General features: G+C 28.8%; 23 protein-coding genes. 7 read left to right on the top strand and 16 right to left on the bottom strand.

The window, feature by feature from the left end; all coding sequences use genetic code 11:
• Window positions 1-6: 6 nt before the first annotated feature.
• Window positions 7-567, bottom strand: a complete 561-nt coding sequence (gene ruvA, locus AEBR_RS04595) for a Holliday junction branch migration protein RuvA (RefSeq protein ID WP_129088308.1) — start codon at window positions 565-567, stop codon at window positions 7-9.
• A 98-nt stretch (window positions 568-665) separates the two neighbouring features.
• On the opposite strand from ruvA, the gene AEBR_RS04590 reads away from it, so the two are divergent.
• Window positions 666-2,846 carry a methyl-accepting chemotaxis protein gene (locus tag AEBR_RS04590; RefSeq protein ID WP_129088309.1) on the top strand — a complete coding sequence of 727 codons (2,181 nt, stop codon included), beginning with the start codon at window positions 666-668 and terminating at the stop codon, window positions 2,844-2,846.
• 37 nt (window positions 2,847-2,883) lie between these two features.
• Here AEBR_RS04590 and AEBR_RS04585 read toward each other — a convergent pair whose 3' ends face one another.
• The 3 genes from AEBR_RS04585 to AEBR_RS04575 form a co-directional block, all read right to left on the bottom strand.
• Window positions 2,884-3,246, bottom strand: coding sequence for a hypothetical protein (locus AEBR_RS04585; RefSeq protein WP_129088310.1), 363 nt, complete (start codon window positions 3,244-3,246; stop codon window positions 2,884-2,886).
• Between the two features lie 91 nt (window positions 3,247-3,337).
• Window positions 3,338-4,402 (bottom strand): tRNA pseudouridine(13) synthase TruD, encoded by a 1,065-nt coding sequence (truD, locus tag AEBR_RS04580; protein ID WP_129088311.1) that lies wholly within the window; start codon window positions 4,400-4,402, stop codon window positions 3,338-3,340.
• 11 nt (window positions 4,403-4,413) lie between these two features.
• Complete coding sequence (locus tag AEBR_RS04575) at window positions 4,414-5,241, bottom strand: thiamine-phosphate kinase (RefSeq protein WP_129088312.1); 828 nt, start codon at window positions 5,239-5,241, stop codon at window positions 4,414-4,416.
• A 134-nt stretch (window positions 5,242-5,375) separates the two neighbouring features.
• Here AEBR_RS04575 and AEBR_RS04570 point away from each other — a divergent pair, with 134 nt between their 5' ends.
• Window positions 5,376-5,762 carry a class II SORL domain-containing protein gene (locus tag AEBR_RS04570; RefSeq protein WP_129088313.1) on the top strand — a complete coding sequence of 129 codons (387 nt, stop codon included), beginning with the start codon at window positions 5,376-5,378 and terminating at the stop codon, window positions 5,760-5,762.
• A gap of 68 nt (window positions 5,763-5,830) precedes the next feature.
• Here AEBR_RS04570 and AEBR_RS04565 read toward each other — a convergent pair whose 3' ends face one another.
• Together AEBR_RS04565 and AEBR_RS04560 are read right to left on the bottom strand one after the other, a co-directional pair.
• Window positions 5,831-7,516 carry a ShlB/FhaC/HecB family hemolysin secretion/activation protein gene (locus AEBR_RS04565; RefSeq protein WP_129088314.1) on the bottom strand — a complete coding sequence of 562 codons (1,686 nt, stop codon included), beginning with the start codon at window positions 7,514-7,516 and terminating at the stop codon, window positions 5,831-5,833.
• Between the two features lie 29 nt (window positions 7,517-7,545).
• Window positions 7,546-10,818 carry a filamentous hemagglutinin N-terminal domain-containing protein gene (locus tag AEBR_RS04560; RefSeq protein ID WP_129088315.1) on the bottom strand — a complete coding sequence of 1,091 codons (3,273 nt, stop codon included), beginning with the start codon at window positions 10,816-10,818 and terminating at the stop codon, window positions 7,546-7,548.
• A gap of 108 nt (window positions 10,819-10,926) precedes the next feature.
• On the opposite strand from AEBR_RS04560, the gene AEBR_RS04555 reads away from it, so the two are divergent.
• From AEBR_RS04555 to AEBR_RS04545, 3 genes are all read left to right on the top strand, one after another.
• Complete coding sequence (locus AEBR_RS04555; protein ID WP_129088316.1) at window positions 10,927-12,795, top strand: 7TM diverse intracellular signaling domain-containing protein; 1,869 nt, start codon at window positions 10,927-10,929, stop codon at window positions 12,793-12,795.
• Window positions 12,777-13,478 carry a response regulator gene (locus AEBR_RS04550; RefSeq protein WP_129088317.1) on the top strand — a complete coding sequence of 234 codons (702 nt, stop codon included), beginning with the start codon at window positions 12,777-12,779 and terminating at the stop codon, window positions 13,476-13,478. The genes AEBR_RS04555 and AEBR_RS04550 overlap by 19 nt, the downstream gene beginning before the upstream one ends.
• A gap of 71 nt (window positions 13,479-13,549) precedes the next feature.
• Entirely contained in the window at window positions 13,550-13,933 is a 384-nt protein-coding gene (locus tag AEBR_RS04545; protein WP_129088318.1) for a response regulator, read from the top strand.
• 58 nt (window positions 13,934-13,991) lie between these two features.
• Here AEBR_RS04545 and ppnP read toward each other — a convergent pair whose 3' ends face one another.
• Window positions 13,992-14,309, bottom strand: a complete 318-nt coding sequence (gene ppnP / locus AEBR_RS04540) for a pyrimidine/purine nucleoside phosphorylase (protein WP_228712005.1) — start codon at window positions 14,307-14,309, stop codon at window positions 13,992-13,994.
• 112 nt (window positions 14,310-14,421) lie between these two features.
• Between ppnP and recO the strand changes: the two genes are divergently transcribed.
• Together recO and AEBR_RS04530 are read left to right on the top strand one after the other, a co-directional pair.
• Window positions 14,422-15,039, top strand: a complete 618-nt coding sequence (gene recO, locus AEBR_RS04535) for a recombination protein RecO (RefSeq protein WP_129088319.1) — start codon at window positions 14,422-14,424, stop codon at window positions 15,037-15,039.
• Between the two features lie 48 nt (window positions 15,040-15,087).
• Window positions 15,088-17,490, top strand: a complete 2,403-nt coding sequence (locus AEBR_RS04530) for a hypothetical protein (RefSeq protein WP_129088320.1) — start codon at window positions 15,088-15,090, stop codon at window positions 17,488-17,490.
• Window positions 17,491-17,507: 17 nt separating this feature from the next.
• Here the strand turns inward: AEBR_RS04530 and AEBR_RS04525 are convergent, their stop codons facing one another.
• The 9 genes from AEBR_RS04525 to AEBR_RS04485 form a co-directional block, all read right to left on the bottom strand.
• Window positions 17,508-18,326: an HDOD domain-containing protein gene (locus tag AEBR_RS04525; RefSeq protein WP_228712006.1), complete on the bottom strand. Its 819-nt coding sequence runs from the start codon at window positions 18,324-18,326 to the stop codon at window positions 17,508-17,510.
• 52 nt (window positions 18,327-18,378) lie between these two features.
• The gene (ychF, locus tag AEBR_RS04520; RefSeq protein WP_129088321.1) at window positions 18,379-19,482 is read right to left on the bottom strand and encodes a redox-regulated ATPase YchF; all 1,104 of its coding nucleotides are present in this window, start codon (window positions 19,480-19,482) and stop codon (window positions 18,379-18,381) included.
• A 10-nt stretch (window positions 19,483-19,492) separates the two neighbouring features.
• Complete coding sequence (locus AEBR_RS04515) at window positions 19,493-20,485, bottom strand: bifunctional heptose 7-phosphate kinase/heptose 1-phosphate adenyltransferase (RefSeq protein ID WP_129088322.1); 993 nt, start codon at window positions 20,483-20,485, stop codon at window positions 19,493-19,495.
• A 20-nt stretch (window positions 20,486-20,505) separates the two neighbouring features.
• Complete coding sequence (locus AEBR_RS04510) at window positions 20,506-21,912, bottom strand: leucyl aminopeptidase (protein ID WP_129088323.1); 1,407 nt, start codon at window positions 21,910-21,912, stop codon at window positions 20,506-20,508.
• Window positions 21,902-22,588, bottom strand: a complete 687-nt coding sequence (locus AEBR_RS04505) for a DedA family protein (RefSeq protein WP_129088324.1) — start codon at window positions 22,586-22,588, stop codon at window positions 21,902-21,904. Before AEBR_RS04505 ends, AEBR_RS04510 begins: the two co-directional genes overlap by 11 nt.
• A gap of 8 nt (window positions 22,589-22,596) precedes the next feature.
• Complete coding sequence (gene trpB, locus AEBR_RS04500) at window positions 22,597-23,811, bottom strand: tryptophan synthase subunit beta (protein WP_129088325.1); 1,215 nt, start codon at window positions 23,809-23,811, stop codon at window positions 22,597-22,599.
• Window positions 23,812-23,821: 10 nt separating this feature from the next.
• The gene (locus tag AEBR_RS04495; protein WP_129088326.1) at window positions 23,822-24,364 is read right to left on the bottom strand and encodes an adenine phosphoribosyltransferase; all 543 of its coding nucleotides are present in this window, start codon (window positions 24,362-24,364) and stop codon (window positions 23,822-23,824) included.
• Window positions 24,365-24,444: 80 nt separating this feature from the next.
• Window positions 24,445-24,969: a D-glycero-beta-D-manno-heptose 1,7-bisphosphate 7-phosphatase gene (gene gmhB, locus AEBR_RS04490; protein WP_129088327.1), complete on the bottom strand. Its 525-nt coding sequence runs from the start codon at window positions 24,967-24,969 to the stop codon at window positions 24,445-24,447.
• A 39-nt stretch (window positions 24,970-25,008) separates the two neighbouring features.
• A complete protein-coding gene (locus AEBR_RS04485; protein ID WP_129088328.1) occupies window positions 25,009-25,398 on the bottom strand; it encodes a type II secretion system protein in 390 nt (129 codons plus the stop codon).
• Window positions 25,399-25,472: the final 74 nt, after the last annotated feature.

Here is a 25,472-nt window from a genome sequence, read left to right as displayed (position 1 = left end):
TTTCTCCTATTTTTGTAACAATTTAAGTGATTCTTTTACAAGATCACTTGTGTTTGTTGATTTGCAACTGTTTAATACTTTTGAAACTATATCTTTTTTAAACCCTAAAGATTCTAAAGCAAGTGAGGCTTCAAGCATTGCTGAAGAGTTACTACTATTCTCTCCATCTGAATCTATTACAAAACCAGAAAGCTCCACTAAAATTCTACTTGCTCCTTTTGGACCAATACCAGGAACTCTTTTTAGCATTGAAATATCTTTTGAAGTTACAATCTGGGCAAAAGAACTAGGTGTAAAGGTGGAACAAATTGCAAGGGCAACTTTTGGCCCAACTCCATTTATTTTTATTACCGTATCAAATAGTTTTTTTTCATTTATATCACTAAAACCATACAAAGATTGAGCATCTTCCCTTATAATATGTGTAATATTTAGCTTAACTTTATTTTCCGTTATTTTTGAGCTACAATTGACTGAAACGAACACTTCATAAACTACGCCATTTACGTTAATATGAAGAGATGTTGGCTCCTTTTTTTCTACTGTTCCTTCTAGTCCGATTATCATTATTTTTCCAAACTTCTAATTTATTTTATACTTTTTTTATATGTAATAAATGAATTAGATTATATAATAAATGAACTTAAATATTGGGGATATCAATAATGCTAAAATTAATAACAAAAAAGATTAGTAACAAAATTATATTTGCACTTTTTGTACTAATGTCACTATCTAGTTTGATTGTGACGTATTTTACGACACTACAAGTGAAAAATGATGCTATTGTTACAACAAAAGAGAATCTTGAAATGTTAAATACAGCAATTTTTCAAAGTTTGAGAAATGCTATGAACACTGGAGATCCTGCTCAAATTATGAAAGCAGAAGAAGAGGCAAAAACAATTAAAGGAGTAAAAAATCTAACAATTGCAAAGAGTCAAGCTTTAATTGATTTATATGCACCAGGAAGTGAATTTACAAATGATAAAGATATATTAAACTCTTTTAAAACAAAAGATAATCAGCTTTTAGAAGATGACAACAATGAGCACACACTTAGAATGATAAAACCAATGATTGCAACACAAGAGTGTCTAATGTGTCATGCAAATCAAGCAGAAGGGGATATAATTGGGATTATGGACTTAACTTTCTCGCTTGATGAATCAGATGGAAGAATTGGAGATTTAGTTATAGATATTTTACTAGCTTCAACAGTATTTGGATGGATTACAATTGGACTTATTTTTATAATTGTAAAAAGAGCTACAAAACCTATTCAGGCTTTAAAAGAGGGATTTAGAAATTTACTTCAAACAAATGACCCAAATATTAAACTTCAAGTTACTTCAAAAGATGAGATTGGAGAAGTAGCACACCTTTTCAATTCCTATATGGAAAAGGTAAATGAAGGGCTAAAACAAGACGAAATTGTTATTGAAGAGGCAAATGATATTTTAGAAAAAACAGGAAATGGTTTCTTTGTTTATAAAGTTGAAGCTAAAGCTGCAAACCCTTATGTTGAGGATTTAAAAAACAAACTTAACACTATGATTTCGCACACAAAAGAGACTTTAGATAAAATCAACATAACTTTAAGAAACTACTCTGAATCAAAATTTGATTATAAAATTGATGATAGAGGAATTTATGGAGATTTAGGTTCTTTAACTGCTGGTATTAAATTAGTAGGGAATAACACTTCTGAAATTTTGGCAATGATTATGAATACAGGAGATGCTTTAAATAAAAATACTCATACTCTTTCAGGAGCATCAAATAACCTTTCTAAATCATCAAGCCAACAAGCAGCTTCATTGGAAGAGACTGCTGCTGCATTAGAAGAGATAACTGCAAATATCCAAGGAAATACTCAAACAACTATTGAGATGTCAAACCTTGCAAGTGATGTTACAAAAGCTGCACATACTGGACATGAGTTTGCAAACAAAACTGCTGTGGCAATGGATCAGATAAATACTCAAATATCTTCTATTAATGAAGCTATTGAAGTAATCGATCAAATTGCATTCCAAACAAATATTCTTTCACTTAATGCAGCTGTTGAAGCTGCAACTGCTGGTGAAGCTGGAAAAGGTTTTGCTGTTGTTGCACAAGAGGTTAGAAATCTTGCAAGTAGATCTGCTGAAGCAGCAAAAGAGATTAAAGAGCTGGTTGAAAATGCAACAAGTAAAGCTGATGAAGGTAAAAAAATATCTGATGAAATGATTCAAGGATATGAAATACTTAACAAAAATATCAAACTCACAATTGAAAAAATTGACCACGTTGCAAATGCTTCAAAAGAGCAAGAGAGAGGTATTATTCAAATTAATGATGCAGTTAATACACTAGACCAAGCAACACAACAAAATGCACAAGTTGCAGAAGAGATTTCTAAAATGTCTAGTGAAATTGCAAATATGTCTAGCTCTCTTGTAACAGCGGCTTCAAGAGCAAGTTTCTTAGAAGAGGCAAGAGAAGAGGTATGTAATGTTGATTTAGTATATGATACTGCCAAACTCAAAGTAAATGTATTAACTGTTAAAGATAATGTGTACTCAAAACTTGGAACTTATGATAAATGGGTTGCCGAAAACTCTAAAGAGATAGATACTTGGATCCAAGAGACTGTAACAAATAATAATGAATTAAATCAAGAAATTTTAACTAACTTAAAAGAGTTAAATAGTAATTTAAAAACTAAACTTCAAGCTCTTATTGATGCAAATGCAAGAAAAGAGCCAAATAGTGTATTAAATCAAAAAGCAAAAGAGATAGAAATAGAGTCTCTTAGAATATTTGGTACACTAAATAATCTGAAAAAAGACGCATGTAAATAGTTAAGATTAATCAATAAAAAGTTAAACTTTTTATTGATTATTTCTGCATACTTTTAATTAAAGCCTCTAACTCATCATTATCTAAAACTTCAGAGTTGTCAGTGTCTCCTGCTATATATTTTGCAGAACTAGCAAGATTAAATTCACTTGAATCAATATTATTGTTTTCACAAACAAAATTTACTACTCTTTCAATTCTTTGTCTATATAAATCTTGATGTTGCAGGATTCCATAAGAACTAGATATTACTTCATCTATTTTTGACATTTTATGTTGTGGTAGGTCTAGATCAGTAAGAAACTCCTCTATTTTTTCAAAGTTTTCATAAATAGAAATTGAGTTAGCTTCAGACTCTTTAATTACATCACATAACTCTTTAATCAACTCTTCATAAGTCATTTCTCTTCCCCTATTTTATATATTATTAAAGTTTATCTTTTTTATACTTAAACAAAATAATAAAAAGAGTGATGAACTTATGGTTTATTTTCTAATGAATAACTTCAGAAATAAACTCTGTTGCGTATGAACCTTTTGGAAGATAAAAAGATAATTCCATCCAATTTTTATCCTCTTTATAGTTTGATTCAACTTCACTTGGAAAGATCCAAGCAAATCTTCTAGCACCATCTTCAAAGATTTTTTTATCAAACTCTTTCTCTATTTCATAAGCAGAACCTTCAGATTTTTTTACTCTTTTACCACAAAGAAGGCCTGTTGGAACTCTATCTTGTTCAAAAAATTTATTTGCTTCAGCTTCCATATCTTCCACATAAAATATTTTTCCATAAGGATAATGACTCATTAAATCTCCAAGCATAAGTTTGAAAGGATGTTTTTGTTTTTTCATACTTTTTACCATATCAAGGGGAAGGTTCAATTTTTTGTATATTTCATTTGCTTCAAAAGCGTCAACTAATTTTGAAAGCTCTATTCTTTTTGAGAGCCAAGAGTTAAAAAGATGGCTTTGATAAGCATTAACATACATCTGTTTTAATTTTCTATCTCTCTCTTTTAACTCTCCATTTATTATCGCTTCACCTTTTTTGTAGTTATCCCCTTCAATTCCAAATCTTTGAAATCCAAAATAGTTTGGCATTCCAAACTGTGCTATTTTAGAGACTGCCTCTTCAATCTTTTTTGCATCTAAAGGCGTAACTCTTTTTAGTCTTATAAAAAAGCTATTACCTTTTAAGTGCCCTACTCTAATCTTATTATTATGTTTTGTAGTCTCTAAAATCTTTATATTATCGTGATTAAATTTTTCTAGATTCTCTTCACAAGATTTTGGAATAGAGATATGTTGAATAGTCATTGCATTTTTATCTTTTAATCCAGCATAACCTATATCTCTTGCTTTACAACCTAACTGCTCAGAAAAAATTTGAACCGCATCCCATGTTGTTAAATCTTTTTTTCTAAATTTAATTATTAGATGTTCTCCCTCTCCACTAAACTCATATAGTGGCACTTCTGTAACAACAAAGTCATCCTTAGTTTGTTTAAATAAAACATCAATCTTTGAATGAGATAGATATCTTTGTAAATTTTCCAAATAGTTTTCCTTTAATCAAAATGGTGATTTTTACAATCACACTTAAATTTTCCATCAATAGCTTTTGCAAAAATATTTAGTTGTACTTTATATTTTTTTGCAATAGTTTCAATCTTCTCTTTATATTTTGGTGAAAAAGAGAAAAGAAGTTCATACTCTTCTCCTGAACAACCAACCTCTTTAGGGATTTCATATAAAAATTCAAACCCTTTTTTACTTCTTTTTGACATTCTTTCAAGTTCAAAAAACAAACCATCTGAAATATCCATAGAGGCATTTATATATTTTGAAACCTCATAAAAGAATTTTGCATTCAGTTTTGGCTCAATAAACTTTGAAGAAGAGGAGATAGCTCCTCCATTCAAAAGAGTCTCTAAATCTTTTTTACAAGAGCCTAAAGTGCCTGTAAAACATAAATAATCATCTTTTTTAATTCCACTTCTAAGTTTAGGCTTTTTTGTTTTTGAGATAATTGTTATACTAATATCTAATTTTGTATTTGAGATTGTATCTCCACCAATTATCTCAAGGTCATACTCTTTTGCAACCTCTAAAAAACCCAAAGACAACTCTTTTATCTCTTTTTTTGAATACTCTTTAGGTATGGCAACAGTTAATAGTGCATATTTTGGTTTTGCATTCATAGCAATTGCATCTGAAATATTTACAAGCATTGCTTTTCTTGCAATTTGCTTTAAAGAAAACCACTCTTTTTTAAAGTGTATATTTTCAAAAAAGGCATCATTGCTATATACAAAGCCATCAATAACTGCACCATCATCACCAATTATTTTTGAAGCTTTATTAAACTGTTTTATAAAAAAATCTTCTTTGTTCATGGGCGAATATTACCATATATAAGCTTGTTTTCTGATATTTTTCTTAAGTGTATTTTTTAGGATAAAAATTATCCTAAATACTTTAAATAAATAATGCTATAATCTTTGTCAATATTTTATTTAGGAGAAAAATTATGCCAAAAATTAACAAATATGTTGATATTGACACTGTAGAAAGAGAAGCAAAAAAAGATTTAATTGATAGACACTCACCTTTCATCCACTGTGCTGCTACTGCAAAAAAAGGGGAACCATTTGAAGTTACAGTTAAAATGGGAAATGAATATACTCACCCAGATGATTTTGATCATTATATTGAGTCTGTTTCATTATTTAATGGAGAGACTTTATTAGCAAAAGCTACATATGTACCAGGAACTTTAGGTAATGTTAAAGCTCATAATACTACTACATTTACAATTATTCCAACTGGAAGCAAACTAAACCTAGTAGCTCATGGTTACTGTACAAAGCATGGTATCTGGGAAGGTACACCTGTAGAAGTAAAAGTAGCTGAATAAGTTATAAACTATTTATACTAAATTATTAAAAGGCAAGAGGTTTTTATCTCTTGCCTTTTTTATTTTTGTTAAAACACCCAGCCAGCTTGAACTAAAAACTTAGAGTTATAATCTGGCTCACTTGTAATAGTGTCACTATTCATTTTCCAAGCCATATATGAGTTTACAAAGAAGTCTTTATAAGTTACATAATAAGAGATACCTATATCTTGTAGGTCTATATCTATTCCTGTAACATTTGTATTATTTGCAGCATAAGCTCTTGCTCTATCGTAAAAAATTCCAACTGTATGAGAATAGTTATTGATATTTGGTAATAAATATTTAGCCTCAATTGTTGCTACATATCCATTTTCTGCACTAGCTTCACTTGTAGGATATACTTTTACCCCTTGACTTCCTCCAATAGATAAATCTTCACTTCCGTCTAAATTCTTTTTAGAAAGAGCGTGTTGATATTTTAATGTTCCTTCTAATGAGATTCTTGGTGTAAAAGATATTGATTTAAAAGCTTCAAAATAGAGTTTTGAATAAGCACCATTTGTATCAGCTCCTGCCATATCATTTTGCAAATCTGCTTCATTATCAAAACTTAGGCTACCTCTTGTTAAAGAAGCTAAAAATGTTGTACTTGTAGGAAAAGAGTTTATTACTTCAGAATTTGAATAATCCAAAGATAGAGTTGCTACATTTATCTCTTTTTCTGAGCTGTCATTTGTTGATCTTATCTCATCTTTGATTCTTTTATTATCAAAGTTAAATTTTAGATATAGATTTCTATCTCTTTGTCTTATTATAGGATACGACAAATTTACATTAAAATCTTTTAAATACCCTTTTGCATCTAAATTTGCATATTTATCGCTAAGTTTATAGTTAGTATATGAGTAACCCAAACCACCTTTTAGTCCACTTGGATGAAGCAGTGTTTCATATGCTCCACTTAGATATTTTAATCCACCTGCATTACTTTGCAATCCCACAAAAGAGAGTTTATCTCCAATTTTAAAAGGAGAGTTAATATCAACTCCAACCATTGCTCTATTTTTATTTGTATATCTACTTCCAAAATTATCAAGTACTATATATCCACTATAGTCGTTTGTTGCAGAAGTTTCTATATCAAAATCACTACTTCCAACTTGACTTCCTGGTTTTACATTTGCTTTTGTTACTATTACTCCAGAAAGATCATTTGCAATTAAAATACTTCTCTCTAAATTTTGAGTTGATATTATTTTATCTTTTTTAGATTCATCAAAAATAGATTGAATAATACTATCTTTTACTTTTGAATTATTTATTATATTGTATTTACCTATTTCACCTTCAACAACTGCTATTTTTAATACTCCATCTTTCATATCTTGCATTGGAATATAAGCTCTTGCTACAAAATAACCTTTATCTCTATAAAGTTTAGTAATAAGTGTTGCTACTTCTTGCATATCAGAAAAACTTAACTCTTTATTTTTATATGAAGAGATTTTTTCTAATATTTCACTACTACTTATTTTACTATTACCCTCTATTTGAAAATCTTTTACTAATACTGTTTTCCCACTTTTATCATCACGCATAGGAGAAGTTACTTTTTTTACACCATCAATCTCTATTAGCTCTTTTTTATCTTTTACTATATTTTTAGGTGGGTTTATCTCTTTTATTATATTCCCAACTTTTGGAGATTCAACCCCGAACAGCATTGTCGAGCTTATTAGTGATAGTGTTATTATTTTATTTATTCTTTTCATCTTTTCTTTTTCCTTAGCCTAATTCTTTTTTAAAAATTTTTTTCTTCTACTACATAAAACTCTTGATCTACTCCACTTGGAAGATTTACTCCTCCATTAATCAACATAACAAGAGAGTTTTCTCCTAAAGGAACATTTACTGAGTTTTCACCTGCACTATTTTGTAATTGGCTTAATGTTACTAATTTTGTATCTTCACCAGCTTCAGCTTTTGCAACCACATTAACACTTTGTCCATTATTAATTTGTACATTTGTTTTTGTATTTGGTTCAAATTTAGGAGCTGTTGCTAATTCAGGTTTTTCAACTTTTACAGTAGTTTGATTTGCAATTGGCGTGATTATTTTTTGTATCTCTTCTTTGTTATTATTAGTTGTTGGTTCTGGTACAGAAGGAGCTTTATAACCAATGAAAACCCCTGAACTTTTTGTTACAGTTCCTGCTGCATTTAATTGAACAACATCTGTTCCTTGTTTTGTTGTAATTACGTCATTTTTTACATTAATATTTGAAGAGAGAGTATCAACAATTACTGTTCCTGTTGATGTGATACCTTTTGAGTTGTTTATTGTACTAATTGTAACATCATCTTTATCTTTAAATGTAAGTGAACCTATTGGAGTTGATGTTATACCTGCTGCTAATACATCTACATCATTATCATCACTATCTAAAGTAAAAGTTCCAGAACCAAGAAGATTTAAATTTTTAGCTATTACATGTCCTGTTCCTGTATCTTCTACTGTTCCATTACTCTCTATAGTTAATGTTTTACCTCCAACATCTACAGTATTATTGATATCTACACCTGTAGTTTTTCCTATTAATGTTAAATCATAAGTTGTTGAAATGTCTCCTGCTGTACTAACTTTTCCTGTATTGTCATCACCAAATACTACTTTTGAAAATCCACTAATTTTAGATAATTCTGTATTTGTAATATCAAGAGTTGAAACATCTGCATTATCAACACTTCCACCAATTTCAATATTCTTTCCTGCAGTATTTTGTTTTAAAGTAAGAGTATTTGTACCATTAATAGCTGCATTTAAAGCAATTTTATCTGCTGCAACTTTTAGTTCACTTGATCCTGCATTTACAGTATTATTAAAGGTAACACTTGAACCACTAAAAGTTTTATTACTATAGGTGGTTACATTATCTATATAAAGATTAGCTCCTAATGCCTGTCCTCCCGAAGCATCCCAAGAACCAGCAACAAAAACAAATTTGTAATTACCAGAACTTGCTGCTGTTACTGAAGCAGGAGCCCAGTTTGTTGTTGCACTTCCATTTGCACCAGTCTCATTTAGTATTACTTGTGTTGCCCCGGTATCAACATTTATAATATATCCAAAAACATCATATGCATCACTACCACCACTTGCTTTCCAAGTAAATGATACACCATCTCCTTCTTGTAATGAAACTGTATTTTCACTTACAACATAAGGTCCATGAACCACCCCATACCCTTCATCCACATCTCCACTAGAGTATGTTAATTGTAGAGAATATGATGAACTATCACCTGTATCATTTGAAAATGCATGAGTATAGTTACCCGTTGAATTATAATCATCATATGCTCCATTATTACTGCTAGAGTTTGTACTTGGAACAATTGTTGGTAGAGAATTATCATTAGGAGTATTTACACCTGCAATTACGCTACTTCCATTAAGTTTAATATTTCCATCAACAATGCTCCAGCCTGTTGCATCACCTGATTCAAAATCATTATTAGCAAACTGTGCAGTTGATAAAGAGTTGATTACTGTATTATATGTTTGTTCTGCGGTTGTATTGATATAGTGAAGTTTTGTTCCTAAATCTAGTTGTCCAGCAGTAACTGTTAATGATTTTAATTTTGAATTTAATCCAACATCATCGTATAAAGTTACTTTTCCTGTACCGGCATCAACTACTAAAGGTGTTTCTCCTGCTACAGTACTATCTATTTGAGTATTTACTGTAAGATCACCATTATTTGTTTTGATTGTAGTTCCAGTACTTCCACTAATTAGTACTTCTCCACTTCCATTGCTATCAGAATCAGCTGCTAAAACTACATTTAATTCTTTAGCATTACTACCTTGTGTTGCATCAATAGATACTCCATCTGCAAATACTATATTATTATCAGCTTGTAAAGTTAAAGTTCTCTCCGCACCTAAATCTGCTGTTGTAATAATGCTACTGTTTACATAGATATTTCCATCACTTCCACTCTCATTTGCAGATGTATCTACATCTGAATAATTTGGAGTATCTGTCTCAATTGTTACATTAGTAGTGCCAAGTGCAGTTAAAATTGCAGTTGCTAATGTTGAATCAATAGTTATATTAACAGGGTCAATTAACCACTCTTCTGCACTAATAGTTGCACCATCAAATATTCTAAAATCTCTCCCAGAAGTCTCCACAAACCCATCAGTAGCATTAATAATTCCACCAACTTGAACTTCACCTCCATGGGCAAAGAGTTCTACTTTACCAGTAACATCATCTAAGCTATTTGCTTCAATAACACCTGTATTATTAACCACCCCTTTTAGTAACTCATTTACTGCATTGGTTGTAAGATATATTTCTCCACCATCTGCTATGATAGTTCCTGAGTTTTTAACTAAAGCATCTAATACTCCCTTGTCAACTGTTAGGTTTACTAATGAGTTTCCATTTAGATTTATACTATATTCACTTGCTCCAACTAAATGAACATCTCCTTTTATAGCTTTTATTACGCCACTATTTTGTACCTCATTTGAAGCAAATACTACATATCCAGAGTTCTCTATATTTATTGTTCCTTGGTTTATAATAGAACTTGTAGAATCTCCTTTAAAACTATAGTTTCCACTTTGGAAATCTAAATCAGAGATATTTTTTGTTGTTGCTAATAATCCTGAAGTATTTATTGAAGCATTTTTACCAAATAAAACCCCATTTGAATTTAATATCCAAACTTGTCCATTGGCATTAAGTGCTCCATTTATAACTGAAGTTTCATTACCAACTACTCTATTTAGAGTAATTGAGTTTACATTTGGTTGATTAAAGTTTACTATTTCATTTTTATCAATACTAAACTTATTCCAATTAATACTAGCTTTTTGTGAAGATTGATTAATATTAGTTACACTACCACTTTGATTAATTGTAGCAGACCCACTTGTTACAACTCCTCCACTTGGAGCAGAGAAAAGTGAAGTAGTTGTAAGTAAGGCACTTACTACTAAACTTATTTTCCCACCTTTTAGTATTCTAAAGGCATTTTTATATTCATGCATATTTTTCATTAAATTCACCTAGCTTGAAATTTTTAACATTTTAACATTTTCCTGACGGAATTCTGACGGAAAAAGTAGCATGGATATGCTATAATATGGTTATTTTTTGGAGTAATAATGCTAAAAATTATCACTGTTTTTCATCTATTTTTTATCATTTTATTTGCAAATAATTCCACATTAATAATAAATAATAAAATTCCAATTTATGACGATTTTGAAATTTACTATATAAAGGATTATTCAAAGAGTCTGAGTATAAAAGATATAGAAAAAAAAGAATTTAATAATTTTATTAAAAATGGTTTTTCATTAGGTTATTCCAATAATACAACTTGGATAAAAATTGATATTTCAAATAAAAGCAATAAAAAGAATTTTATTCTAACTTTAAATGAAACTTTTTATGAAAAAGCTAATTTATACTATAAAAAAGATGGAAAATGGATAAAAAAAGAGAATGGACTACTTACTTATATAGATAAAAGAGAAGTCTCATATAATAAACTATCTTTTATTTTTGACCTAGTTCAAAATGAAAGTAGCAGTATATATTTAGAAATTTATGGAAAATATTCCTATTTTGGGAAAATAATAATTTATGATGACACCTATTTTAAACAAAAAAACTTTTTTGATTCAAATAATTTTTATATCTTTATCTTAGGAATTACATTTGTTATTCTTTTTTTTACAATTGGTTTATGCCTAACATTAAAAGAAAAAATATACTATTATTATGCAAGTTACATCTTTTTTAATATCATCTTTCTAATAAAAATAAGTGGAATTCTCACCTACTTAGACCTACAAAAATATATTTATGTTCTAAATATGTCTGGGGCATATTTAGGTGCTTTTTTGATTTTATTCTCTATTGAATATTTGGAGATAAAAACCTATTTAAAAAAATATTATTCTGCATTAAGATTAAGTTCACTACTATATTTTTTTATTGGTTTTATGTTTTTCTTTCAATATGAACCTTGGAATAGAATATTAAACAGTGCATCACTACTTATTACTTTAGTTTTATTGCCCCTATCTATTTATATATACTATAAAGGAAATAAAAAGAGTATCTATTATACTTTTGCACAAATTATCTTTTTCATCTTTGCAATACTCTTTCTTTTAATGATAGCCGGTGTTTTAGAGTATAACAATTACACAAGATATGGAATTGCTATTGGAAGTACTTTAGAGAATTTAATCTTTCTAATTCTTATTATTAAAAGATATGATGATTTAAAAGAGTCACAATTAAAAGCACAAAATGAGCTACTAACTATAAAAAATAGTCAAGAAGAGCTCTTAAAAAAAGAGGTGGAGGCAAGAACAAAAGAGCTTTTAATTGCTAATAATAGATTATCAGATTTAGTAGAAGAAAGAGAACTTTTATTAAAAGAGATATTACATAGAGTTAAGAATAATTTCCACATGATAATAGGTATGCTTTGGTTCGAAGAGCAAAAACATAAAGATACAAATATATTTTCTGATTTAACAAATAGACTGAAATCTATGTCAAAGATTCATGAATACCTTCTTAAAGACTCAAGTAATATTAAAGATATAGATGTAAAGTCCTATTTTAAAGAGGTGATTCAAACTATTGTTGATACCTACACAAATAAAAAAGTTGATATTATTTACTCTATCCCTGATTTACAAATAAAATTTGACAATGCCATCTCTTTGACTATAATAATAAATGAGATTGTAAATAATTGTGTTAAGCACAATGATAGTTTGGATAATATAAAAATTTTTATTACCTTAGAAAAAAATGATGAAATTGTACACTTGCAAATAAGAGACAAAGGAAAAGGATTTGATATAAACCAGATAAATGAAGGGCTTGGTCTTAAATTAATAAAAGACTATGCAAAAAAATTAAAAAATTCTACATATAACTTTAGTATTGATGAAGGAATGCTTTTTAACTTGGAATATAAAGAGGAAATATGGAATATAAACTTTTAATTGTAGAAGATAATACTATTGCCTATGAGTATCTAAAAGGTATTCTTCAAAAACTTAATTTTAAAAATATTTACCATGCTAATGACTCTTCTACGGTTTTAGATATTGTAAAAGATACTCATATTGATCTTATCTTTATGGATATAAATATAGATGGTTCTTTAGATGGGATAGAGTGCGTAAAGATGTTAGATAAAGAGTATTTTATACCAATAATCTATACAACAGCATATGCAGATTCAAATACAATTGAAGAGGCAAAAAATGACAATGTATTTGGATATTTGATTAAACCCTTTTCAATGGATAGTGTTGAAGCAACACTTAAAGTGGCTCTAAACCTTATGGAAAATCTAAAAAAGATAAAAAAAGAGAAAGAAATAGGTTCTAAAAAGATAGAAAATATAAAGTTAAAAGATGGTTATGATTACTGTATAAGCTCAAAAACCTTAACTTTTAAAGGGCTTGTAATTAATCTTACTAATAAAGAGATGTTAATTTTAGATTTTTTATGCAAGAACCCAAATCAAAGGATATCTTATGAAACACTAAGGGAAGAGATATGGTTTGCAAAAGAGATATCCTCTTCTACAATTAGAGATACAATTTCAAGACTTAAAAAGAAAGTTCCAACACTTTGTATTGAAAATATATCAAACTATGGTTATGTCTTAAAAGTATGATTTTATAGTTAAAATATTTGGTACTATTTTGATACACTTTTCCCTTATAATTGTAGTTATAGGAGGTTGCTATGTTTACAAATATAGAAAACCTAAAAAAATATACACTCTTATATGTGGAAGATGAAGAGACAATAAGAACAAATGTTGTAAGCTGTTTAGAGTATATATTTAATGTTGTTGTGGCAAAAGATGGGAAAGAAGGGGTTGAAAAATTCAATTCATCTGAAATTGATTTAATTATTACAGATTTAAATATGCCAAATAAAGACGGACTTTCAATGCTTAAAGAGATAAAAGAGATTTCGCCTTTAATTCCAACAATTGTAACTTCAGCATATGATGAAGAGGTAAAAGATAATCTTCAAAGCTTGGGGATAACGAAATTGCTTAAAAAGCCATTTAATGTTAAAGATTTAATTGCAAATTCAATAGAGATGTTAACTATAAAATAGAGAGACTAGAGAGACTAGAGAGATTAGAGAGACTAGAGAGATAACTCTAGTCTTTTTTTTAATATTTTACTCTTTCAAAAGAGCAACAATAATCTACTAAAGATGTCACTCTTAACTTATATTTACAATTTTGTGCAATTTCAATACTTGCAGGAGCTACATATTCAACCCAATCTTCAGCTGGTAACATAACTTCTAATGCACCTGAGTTAATATCAATAATTGATTTATTTACAGTATTTAGTTCATATACTCCTGGTAGCATAATCCCTAAAGTTTTTTTACTTCCATCTTGGAAAGTAATACTTCTGCTAGTGATATTTCCATCATATAGAATGTTTGCTTCTTTTCCAATTGAAACATTATTGAATTCCATCAATTTCCCTTTTATAAAATAAAATTTTTGTAATACTACCATAATATTTATTTGAAGCAAATTTCTAATTTTATTTTGTTATAATTTTTCATATTTTTAAATAGAAAGTTTTATGCAGGGCTATATAATAGAGATTAAAACAGTTAAAGATGACGATTTAATCGTATCAATCTTAACTGAAAACCATATTTACACCACATATAGATTTTATGGAGCTAGACACTCAAATATCAATATTGGCTACAAAATAGATTTTGAGCTTGAGTCAAATCTAAAAAGCTCTATTCCAAGACTAAAGGATGTTATCCAACTTGGTTTTCAATGGATATTTGACAATGAAAAACTCTATTGCTGGCAAAGATTTATAAAGCTTTTTTACCCTCATTTAAAAGATGTTGAAACCATAGATGATTTTTATTTTAATCTTTTAGAAACTCTTTGTCATAAAATGATTAAAGAAAATAGTAAAAGAGCAATTTGCAAAGCATATCTTTTTCTCCTTGAACACGAAGGAAGATTACATAAAGATTTGCACTGTTTTTTATGTGAAAAAGAGATAAAAGAGAATATCTCATTGGTTAGAAGTTTTATGCCTGTACATGCTTCATGTACTTATAGCAGAGCTTTTGAGTTTGAAAAAATAAAAGAGTTATTAGATGAAAAAAGCCTAATTGCCTTTAGTGATGATGAAATTGATTATTTATGGAAAATAGTACTTCAAGGACTGTAAGTTTAAAAATAATATAATTGTTAGTATATATTATTAATAGGATTTAAAATGTTTATTCATCAAGAGAAAGATATATTAAACTTTATAGATGAAGAGGGGGAAGATCATAAAGTATCTCAACTTTTAACTAAATACAATATAAAAATTTCAAACTCGCTTATTTATAGTTTACATGATGATTATTCTGCCTTATTAAATTATATTGATGAATTATATTTTAATGAAAAAGATATTCCAAGTGACATTGTAGAAGAGTTACTAAATAATCTTAATTTTAAATCTTTTATTATTTATGCTTTAGAAAAAAAGATGAATAGCATTATCAATGATAATGCAACTATTATTTTTAAAGAGATTTCAACAATTATTGATATTCTCTCTTTTGGTAAAAAATTCTCTATTTTCAATAGCTACAACTCTTATAATCTTGATAATCTATCTTCTTTGTTTAAAGAGTATGAAGAGAGATTAAAGATTTTATATGAAGCTAATAGAGATGATTTTGAGATAACTTTTAAGCACTATACTATTTTAATAGAGGTTATAAATGAGTTATGTTCAATAAACTCACTTGATATTCTTAGAAAAAAGAGTATTAAACCTTTAGTTGAGATAATTACAGAGACTATTAGTATGTCAAAATTTAATATTGAATTAGATAGTGAAAAAATAAATATATTAAACAATATTTTAGGGAAACTTCTATTTTTCTATTCTCATGTTCCATATATTGACACAGCAAACAAAGACTCTTCATACTTAATTGAAGAGTTCCATTTTAATTTTGAGAAGATTTGTTATGGTTATGATCTATCAAAAAATACAGGATTTGGTCTAAATGTAGATGAAAAACCTTTTTATAAAATCTTTTTAAACTCAACAACAACCTTACTTTTAACACTTCTATATAAACTTAAATATAACTATTCAAGTGAGGATTTTTCAAATACTGAAGAGCTAAACCAGATTATAACTCTTTATAAAAATGAGATTAAGCACAAAAAAAATCATAATGTAGAGACTCTAGAAGATTTAAAAAAAGATCTTTTGGAAAATTATATCTATATCTATGATGAAAATGTTAAAGAGAAAGACCATCTTTTTATTGTTGATGAATTTTTAAATAATGAAAATTTCAAAAGTGTATATTTGTCAATTCTACATACTACAATTCTTTTTAGTACGCAGATTCAAGAGGAAAAATTAATTTCAGTCTTAGAAAAATTTAGTTTATCTCAAAAATATAATAACGATTACCATGAATTTTTAAAACTTAGTATTTGTGATGTTATCATTACTAAATTTATTGCTCAAAGAAAAATAACTTTAAAAGATGAATTAATAGATAAAATTATAAATTATATTCATAAAAATAGAACTGCATCTCATCAAATGTCAACATATGCAAAACTTTATTTGACAATATCTTTATATTACTCTTTTTCAGATAATTACAATTGTATTGAAAAATCAAAACTCTACTATTTTTATTATGTTAGTGTAAATGGTTATGAACTTCTTGATAATGAATATTCAAAAATAAATAGAACTATACTGATAAACCATGGAAATCAACATATAAATGAACTAAATTTAGAAAATGTATTAATCTCAGATGCAAAATGTTTAGAAGTTGGAGAGAATGCACTTAATAAATATTTTGTTCAAGAAGAGATGAATAAAAAGAATAGAGTAAATCAAAAACTCTCAAATATCGTTACACAAATATTTACAGATAAAAACTTAGATAATGAGCTTTTAAATAAAGAGATAGAGAACTTTATTTCAAATGAGATTTTCTTTGGTCTAACTTTTGTATCAGTTGATGGTTTATGCAAGCAACAGTGCACTCTTGTTGATATTGGATATGAAAGAATAAGTATAACTCTATTTGATGAGTATAAATTAAGAATTGCCTACTCAAAGGTTTTTAAACAAGTTTTTGAAAGACTTTACATAGACAATAGTGATTATATAAAACAAAATATTATAAATCTTATTATTTGCTATTTAAGAAGTAATCTTGTTTACAATGACTCTGTTACAGGACTTAGAAATCATGAAAAGTTTAAAACTGATATTTTAAAAAGAGATGACAAAGAGTTTATTTTAGTACAACTTTATTATGAAGATCTTTTTAGATTAAATAAAACATATGGATATGAAAAAATAAATCATTATTTTAGAGAGTACATTAAAATTGTAGAAAAAATCACCCCTTTATATAGATTCAATGGACCAAAAATTGGTTTTATAGTTGAAAATAGTAAAAAATATAAAGCACTAATTGAAGAGATAAAAAATATTGAAATGCTAGTAATGGATGAATTAATAAATCCAAGACTGACTATTGCTATAACTTGGGGAAATAAAAATAATATTTTAGAAAAAGCAACACTATGCTTAAACTTTGCAGAAGATAGTAAAGAAGGATATTATGAGTTTAAGTAATTAAGATTTACTCTTAATTACTCATCTAAAAGTCTATCTTGTAGTTTTTCTATAGAGGTTTCTAAGTTTTTAGTTTCTAAATTAAAACTTTTTGCTTTAGCAATCCCATAACCAATGCTCTCTTGTGAAAAACAATCTCTAATATTACAAATTGATTTTAATACAAAAAGAATTTGACTTTTTTGTAAATATTCAGGATTACAGTTATCTAGATCATCAACTTTTTCAATAACATTAATCAGATTATCACTTAAATTCCAATGTTTAAAAATTCTTGCCGTAACTTCAGAAGTTGTTAATCCTATAGTTTCCATTTCACATTGGGCAATTGGTTTACCTGTGGCAAGAAGCTCTTGAAACTCTTCAACTTTGTTGTTTGAAGCTATAATATCAGCAATAACGAACTTTCCTGATTCTTGTAATAACGCTGGTAAAACAAGCTCCTCTTTTAAATCAAAAGAGACTCTACCTAACCACAAAGAAGCCAATGTTGTTGCCAAATTTGAGGCTTTCATAAAATCATCACTATTAATCCCATATGGAGACAAATTTGTTTTCAATAGATTTTGTATAGTTCCACCAATAGCTATTGAAATAGTAAAATTAATCCCCAAAAGGTTTATCGCTTTACTTACTGTCTCAACTTTACTTCTAAAACCAAACATTGCAGAGTTTGAAACTTTTAGAAGGGTTGAGACAATAAGAGCATCTTTTTCAATAATTTTCAAAAGATCATAAGGCTCTTTTTCTTGTTGTTGTCTAAACTCTTCAATTTCTATAACAGTCTTAGGTAAAGGAGGAAGAGATTCAATTTTTTCAATAATATTTTCTGTCACGATTAACTCCTGCTTTATTAGATAATAATTATATCTATTTTTAATTACCTTATCAAGTATTGAATCTAAAGTGCATTACATCGCCATCTTGAACAATGTATTCTTTACCTTCAAGTCTCAATTTCCCAGCCTCTTTACATTTAGTTTCACCACCAAAATTTACATAATCTTCATATGAAATAACTTCAGCTTTGATAAAACCTTTTTCAAAATCATTATGGATAACTGCTGCTGCTTGTGGAGCTTTTGTCCCTTTTCTAATAGTCCAAGCTCTAACTTCTATTTTACCTGCTGTAAAGTATGATTGAAGTCCAAGTTTGTCAAATGCTTTTTGAATAATTTGTTCCAAACCTGACTCTTGAACACCTAAATCAGTCAAAAACTCTTTTGCCTCTTCATCTTCAAGTCCCACTAACTCTTCTTCGATTTTTGCACAAAGCATAATAACATCTGCACCAACTTCTTGCGCATATGTTCTTACTGTTTCAACATACTCATTACCGCCATTTGCCAATGAATCTTCATCAACATTTGCCCCATAAATTACATCTTTATTAGATAAAAATCTAAGTTCTTTATCTAAAAGGATAAACTGCTCACTATCTTTATCTTCAAAAGTTTTTACAGGTTTAAGTTCATCAATATGTTTATATACAGCTTCTGCTACAACTAACATTGAAGCTGCTTCTTTTGAACCTTTTGATTGTTTTTTCAGTTTATCAATCTTTTTTTCCAATTGAGAAATATCTGCATAAATAAGTTCAGTTTCTATAATTTCAATATCTCTAATAGGATTAACATCACCTTCAACGTGAGTAATATTACCATCTTCAAAACATCTTACCATATGCAAAATAACTTCAACTTCTCTAATATTTGAAAGAAATTGATTTCCAAGACCTTCACCTTTTGAGGCTCCTCTAACAAGTCCTGCAATATCAACAAAATCAATAGTTGAATGTTGAATCTTATTAGGATTTACAATTTTTGCTAATGCATCAAGTCTTTTATCTGGTACAGGCACAACTGCTTTGTTTGGTTCAATTGTACAAAATGGATAGTTTTGCGCCTCTGCATTTTGTGCTTTTGTTAAAGCATTAAAAGTTGTTGATTTACCTACGTTTGGAAGACCTACTATTCCTACACCTAATCCCATTAATTTCCTTTTATTTTAATTGACAACTTAAATGTGTCTCAATAATTTTTTTATCTAAATCCACTTGGTCTGATTCAATCTCAGCAAGTGATACTGTTGCAGTTCCTGCTTTTCTTAATACAACTCCAGTTGCAAGATTTGCAAACTCTAAAGAAGCAACAATATCATTATCAAGGGCAAGGGCAAAACCAATTGATGCTAAAAGAGTATCTCCCACACCTGTTACATCATATACTTCTAAAGGTACAGTTGGAAGAACTGATAACTTATCATCTTTTAATAAAGCTACACCTTGTTCTGATAAAGTAATAATTGCCTCTTTGGTTTCAAATTTATTTTTTATCTCTTTTAGTGCTTCAAGCAAATCATCACTATTTTCTATCTCTATTCCAGTTGCAGTTATTGCTTCAGTTTTATTTGGAATAATTAAATAGGCACCTTGATATTTACTATAATCTGTTCCAAATGGATCAACTACAGTTTTAACATTATTTTTATTTGCATAAGAGATAATTTTTTGTGTAAAATCTTTTGTTAAAACACCTTTCCCATAATCTGCAAGTAAAATAACATCATAAGCGTTTATTTTCTCTTGAAGTTTTTCATAAAGTTTTTTAACGTTATCAAAAGAGATATTATTTCTGCTTTCATGATCAAATCTAAATATTTGTTGATTTGCAGTCATAATTCTTGTTTTTTTAGAAGTTTTTCTCCCTTTTTGTTCCAAAAGAAAAGATTTTGTTTCCACTTCATCTAACATATGTTTTAAAAGTTTTGCATTATCATCACTTCCCACAACAGACATTACACTCACTTTTGCTCCAAGTGAAGCTAGATTTCTAATAACATTTCCAGCTCCACCTAAAACATCTTTTTCCTCTTTTACATCAACAATTGCAACAGGTGCATCAAGTGCTATCCTGTCACAATGTCCAATCAAATAAGAGTCAATCATCAAATCACCGATAACTAAAACTTTTGCTTTTTTATCCATTTTAATCATATCTATTCCTAACGCAAAATTTATTCAATTGTTTTTAGAAACTGTAAAGTTGCTCTAACTCCAGCTCCACTTGCTCCATGAGGATTATATCCCCAAGCTTTTTCCACATATGCAGGTCCAGCTATATCAAAGTGAACCCATTTATCTTTATTCTCTTCATTTATAAAATTATCCAAAAATAGTCCTGCTGTGATTGCTCCACCATATCTTGTATTTGCCACATTGCAAATATCTGCAATTTCAGATTTAATTGTTTTTCTCAAAAATCTATTAAAAGGAAGTGTAGTTGCATACTCCCCTGCTTCTAAAGTGTTTGATACAACTTCTCTTTTTAAAACTGTATTATTTCCCATAATTCCAATAGTATATTCACCAACTCCAACAACACAAGCACCTGTTAAAGTAGCAAAATCAAAGATATAATCAATATCTTCAATCTCATCTTGAGCATAACAAAGACAATCTGCAAGAACAAGTCTTCCTTCAGCATCAGTATTTCTAACCTCTATTGTTTTACCATTTCTTGCTACTAAAACATCATCTGGCTTATAGGCATCTCCACCTATCATATTCTCAACAGCACCAATAATTCCATGAATTTCAATTGGAAGATTTAGTTTAGAAACAGCACTCATTATTCCTAATACCGCCGAAGCTCCACTTTTATCACTCTTCATTGTTACCATATAATCAGCTGGTTTAAGTGAAAGCCCACCTGAATCATAAGTTAAACCTTTTCCAACTAATACAACTTTTTTCTTAGCATTTTCTGGTTTATAACTTAAATGGATTAGTTTTGATTCATGAACAGAAGCTCTACCTACACTTAGCATTGCATTCATTCCATTTTCTGCAAGATATTTCTCTCCAAAAACTTCACACTCTAAATTATTGTCTTTAGCAATTTTTTTAGCAGTTTGAGCCATAATTTTTGGATAACAATCAGCAGGAGTTGTATTTACAATATCTCTTGTTTTATTAACTGCTTTTGAGATAATTTTTGACTCTTCAAAGCTTTTTTTAATCTCAGGTGTAATTTTTGGAACACAAATTAAAAGCTCTTGCTTTTTACTTTTTTTCTTCTCTGATTTATATTGGGTAAACTCATATTCTCCTAAAAGAGCACCCTCAACAAGTGCTTTTAAGTTCATATCTTTTAACTCAATCTTTGCTGTTTCAAATTTTGTAGTTTTGAATTTTCTAATTGCCGTTGAAATTGCAATGGCTATACTTTCATAATTTTCATCTTCACAACCAACATAGATTCTTCCTATTTCAGGAAGAAGTGCAAGAGATTCATCTTTCTCTTCAAAACCAATACTTTCTAAAATATCTTTATCACTACTATTTTCAATATCATCAACTATAAAAATCTCTAATTCTGATTCTACATTTTTAAAATCATTTTCAATTAAACTAACTTTCAAGACTTTTCTCCTTTTTTTTAGTTGCCTTATAAAAGTAAAAGATTATGCTTCCAGCAATAATCAATCCAAAAGGTGCTGCAAAATACCAATGCTCTTTTGCCCAGTGTAAGACCTCTAAAATCTCTTCACCAAAATACCAAGCAGGAAGAATTGTTACTGCTGCCCAAACCCAAGCCGAAATTAAATTAATAAATGCAAAGGTTTTTGCACTATATCTTGTTAGACCAATAGATATTGGTATAATTGTTCTCATCCCGTACATATATCTCTGTACAAAAATTATTGGCCATCCATATCTCATTAAAAGAAGGTGTGCTAAAGCAAACTTCCTTCTTTGCTCTTTAAAATTTTTATGAACATAAGCTTTATTAAATCTGCCTATATAAAAATATATCTGATCTCCTGTAAATCCTCCAAGTCCAGCAACAAAAATTGCCATATAAAGATTCATGTGACTTACATGAGAAAGCAGTCCAGCCATAATCAAACCAGCCTCACCCTCTAAAATACTCCATGCAAATAAAATTATGTATCCATAAGTTTTAAGAAGATACACAAATTTATTTTCAATTCCTTCTACCGGGGCTAAGTATAGATTATAACCTAAAAATATAATAAAAAGAGCCACCACTACAAATAGGATTTTCCCTGAATTATTTTGAATTTTTTCTCTCATTTTAAACCCTAACTAAAGTGTAGTATCTCTTTTGCTTGAACCATATCCTTATCACCACGTCCAGAGATGGTAATAATTAATAATTTATTTTTGAATTTCTCTTTTGCTTTTTTTAAATAAGCAACTGCATGGGCACTTTCAAATGCTGGAATAATTCCCTCTTTTTGACTAAGCCATACAAAAGCATCCATTGCCTCTTGATCTGTAATATTATCATAATCAACTACACCCTCATCATTTAAAAATGAGTGTTCTGGACCAATCCCTGGATAATCAAGTCCAGCAGAAATTGAGTGTGCTTCTAAAACTTGTCCATCCTCATCTTGAAGAAGATATGAACACTGACCATGTAAAACCCCTGGAGTTCCTTTTTTAAGTGAACATCCATGTTTATTAGTATCAATACCAAATCCACCAGCTTCAATTCCAATACATTTAGTTTCTTTATCTTCTAAAAAGTGAGAAAAAGAACCTATTGCATTAGAACCACCACCAATACATGCAATGACGAAATCAGGAAGTCTTCCCTCTTTCTCTTGTATCTGTCTTCTAGCTTCCCAACCAATAATACTTTGAAAATCTCTAACCATCATAGGATATGGGTGAGGACCTGCAACAGTTCCAATTATATAAAAAGTGTCTCTTGCATTTGTAACCCAGTATCTAATTGCGTCGTTCATAGCATCTTTAAGTGTTTTACTTCCACTTTTAACAGGGACAACTTTTGCTCCTAGAAGTTTCATTCTAAACACATTTAACTCTTGTCTTTCAACATCTTTTGCACCCATAAAAACTGTACATTCTAAACCTAGAAGTGCAGCAATTGTAGCAGTTGCAACTCCATGTTGTCCAGCACCAGTTTCAGCAATAACTTTTGTTTTTCCAAGTTTTTTTGCAAGAAGCCCTTGGGCAATAACATTATTTACTTTATGAGCTCCTGTGTGGTTTAAATCTTCTCTTTTTAAATAGACTTTAGCACCTATTTCGTCACTAATATTTTTTGCAAAATATAGTGGAGATTCTCTTCCCACATAATCTTTTAATAGATAATCAACCTCTTTCCAAAACTCTTTATCAAATCTAAATTTTTTATAACTCTCTTCTAACTCAATTAGAATTGGCATCAAGGTTTCTGGAACATATCTTCCCCCAAATTTGCCAAAATGTCCATTTACATCTGGGTCAAATTTAGAAGGTTTTGGAATATAATAATTCTCTTTCATAATCTCTTCTTTATATATCTAAAACTGCATACACTTTTGTATGCTCTTCAACTTTTTTTACACCATTTAAAAATGTAAGATTAAGAATAAAACAAGCTTCAAGTAAATTTGCATCAATTTTTTTTATAAGTTTTGAAGCTGCGGTTGCAGTACCACCAGTTGCAATTAAATCATCTATAAGTAAAACATTTGGTTTTTTCTTAGGGAAAGCATCAAGATGTATCTCTACCTCATCATAACCATACTCTAACTCATATTTTTCACATACAGTTGTACTAGGAAGTTTCCCTTTTTTTCTAACAGGAACAAAACCAATTCCAAGTCTATCCGCCAATGCTGCTCCAAAAATAAACCCTCTAGAATCAATACCACAAATATAATCTAAGTTATAAGATTTGTATCTCTCTTCTAAGTGATTCATAAGAGTTTTAAAAGCTTCTTTATTGTTTAAAAGGGTTGTAATATCTTTAAATACAATACCCTCTTTTGGGAAATCGTGTACATCTCTAATTGAATTTTGAATTAAATTTTTATCTGCTTCGTTTAATATCATAATCTCTCTTTACTATTTAGAAATCTCTCTTAAAAAAAGAGTTATATTCTAGCTAAAAAAAAATTATGATTGTATAATAGTCAAGTTTTAATAATATTTTTTATATCTTTAATAGAATCACATACAAAATCTGCAATTGAAGTTTTTTCATCAAACTTATGTCCCGATTTTACTTGAATTGTATTTTTTATTTTTGCATTTTTTGCACACTCTATATCAGCTGTTTTGTCACCAATTAGCCAAGAGTTTTCTAAATCAATCTCATGTTTTTTAAGGATATTATCAACCATACCTGTTTTTGGTTTTCTACAAGAGCAATTATCTTCTGGACCATGGGGACAAAATTCAACTTGATCTATAACTATGCCTTCTTCACCTAATTTATCAATCATCCAATTTGTTAATATTTTATAATCATCGATACTATAATAACCCCTTGCAATACCTGATTGATTTGTTATTATAAAAAGTTTATAACCTAAAGATTGTAGATATTTTAAAGAATCAAATAAAGAATCAATAAATTCAAAATCTTCTATTTTAGAAGTATAATTTTTTTCAACATTAACTACACCATCTCTATCCAAAAATACTGCTCTTTGCATATTAAACCTTTTTGATTTCATATATGCATTGTATCAAATTTATATTAAATCAATATCTTGTGTAGTTATTCCTCTTTTTACAAGCTCTTCACAAACAGAACCAGCTTCTTCATTTACTATAATTTGAATTTTTTCATCTGTAATTTCTAAAATAACACAATCTTTGCTATTTTCATCAAAGATAGTTTTCATTTTTTCTGTATGCCAATATTGAGTATTTAATGTAAGAGCATCCCCAATATTATCAATTTTTCTATTTATTAAGTAGTATGTTTGTATGGAACTTATAGCAGTGACCACATCTCTTTGTATGGTTGAAGCCATTGCTTGGTTTCTTGTATCTAAGTATTTTGGAAGAGCAAAAGAAGAGATTATGCCAATAACAACTATGGCAAATATAAGTTCTAATAGAGAAAAAGCCATTTTCATTTCTACTTCCTTATAATATAATTATAAAAATTATATTAGTTAGAATCTTAAGAAATAATTATGTGAATTATTAG

The organism is Halarcobacter ebronensis, assembly GCF_013201825.1.
In the GTDB taxonomy this organism is placed as follows: Bacteria; Campylobacterota; Campylobacteria; order Campylobacterales; family Arcobacteraceae; genus Halarcobacter; species Halarcobacter ebronensis.
Note: the sequence above shows the minus strand (reverse complement) of the source record. Positions and strands in the feature narration are given on the sequence as shown.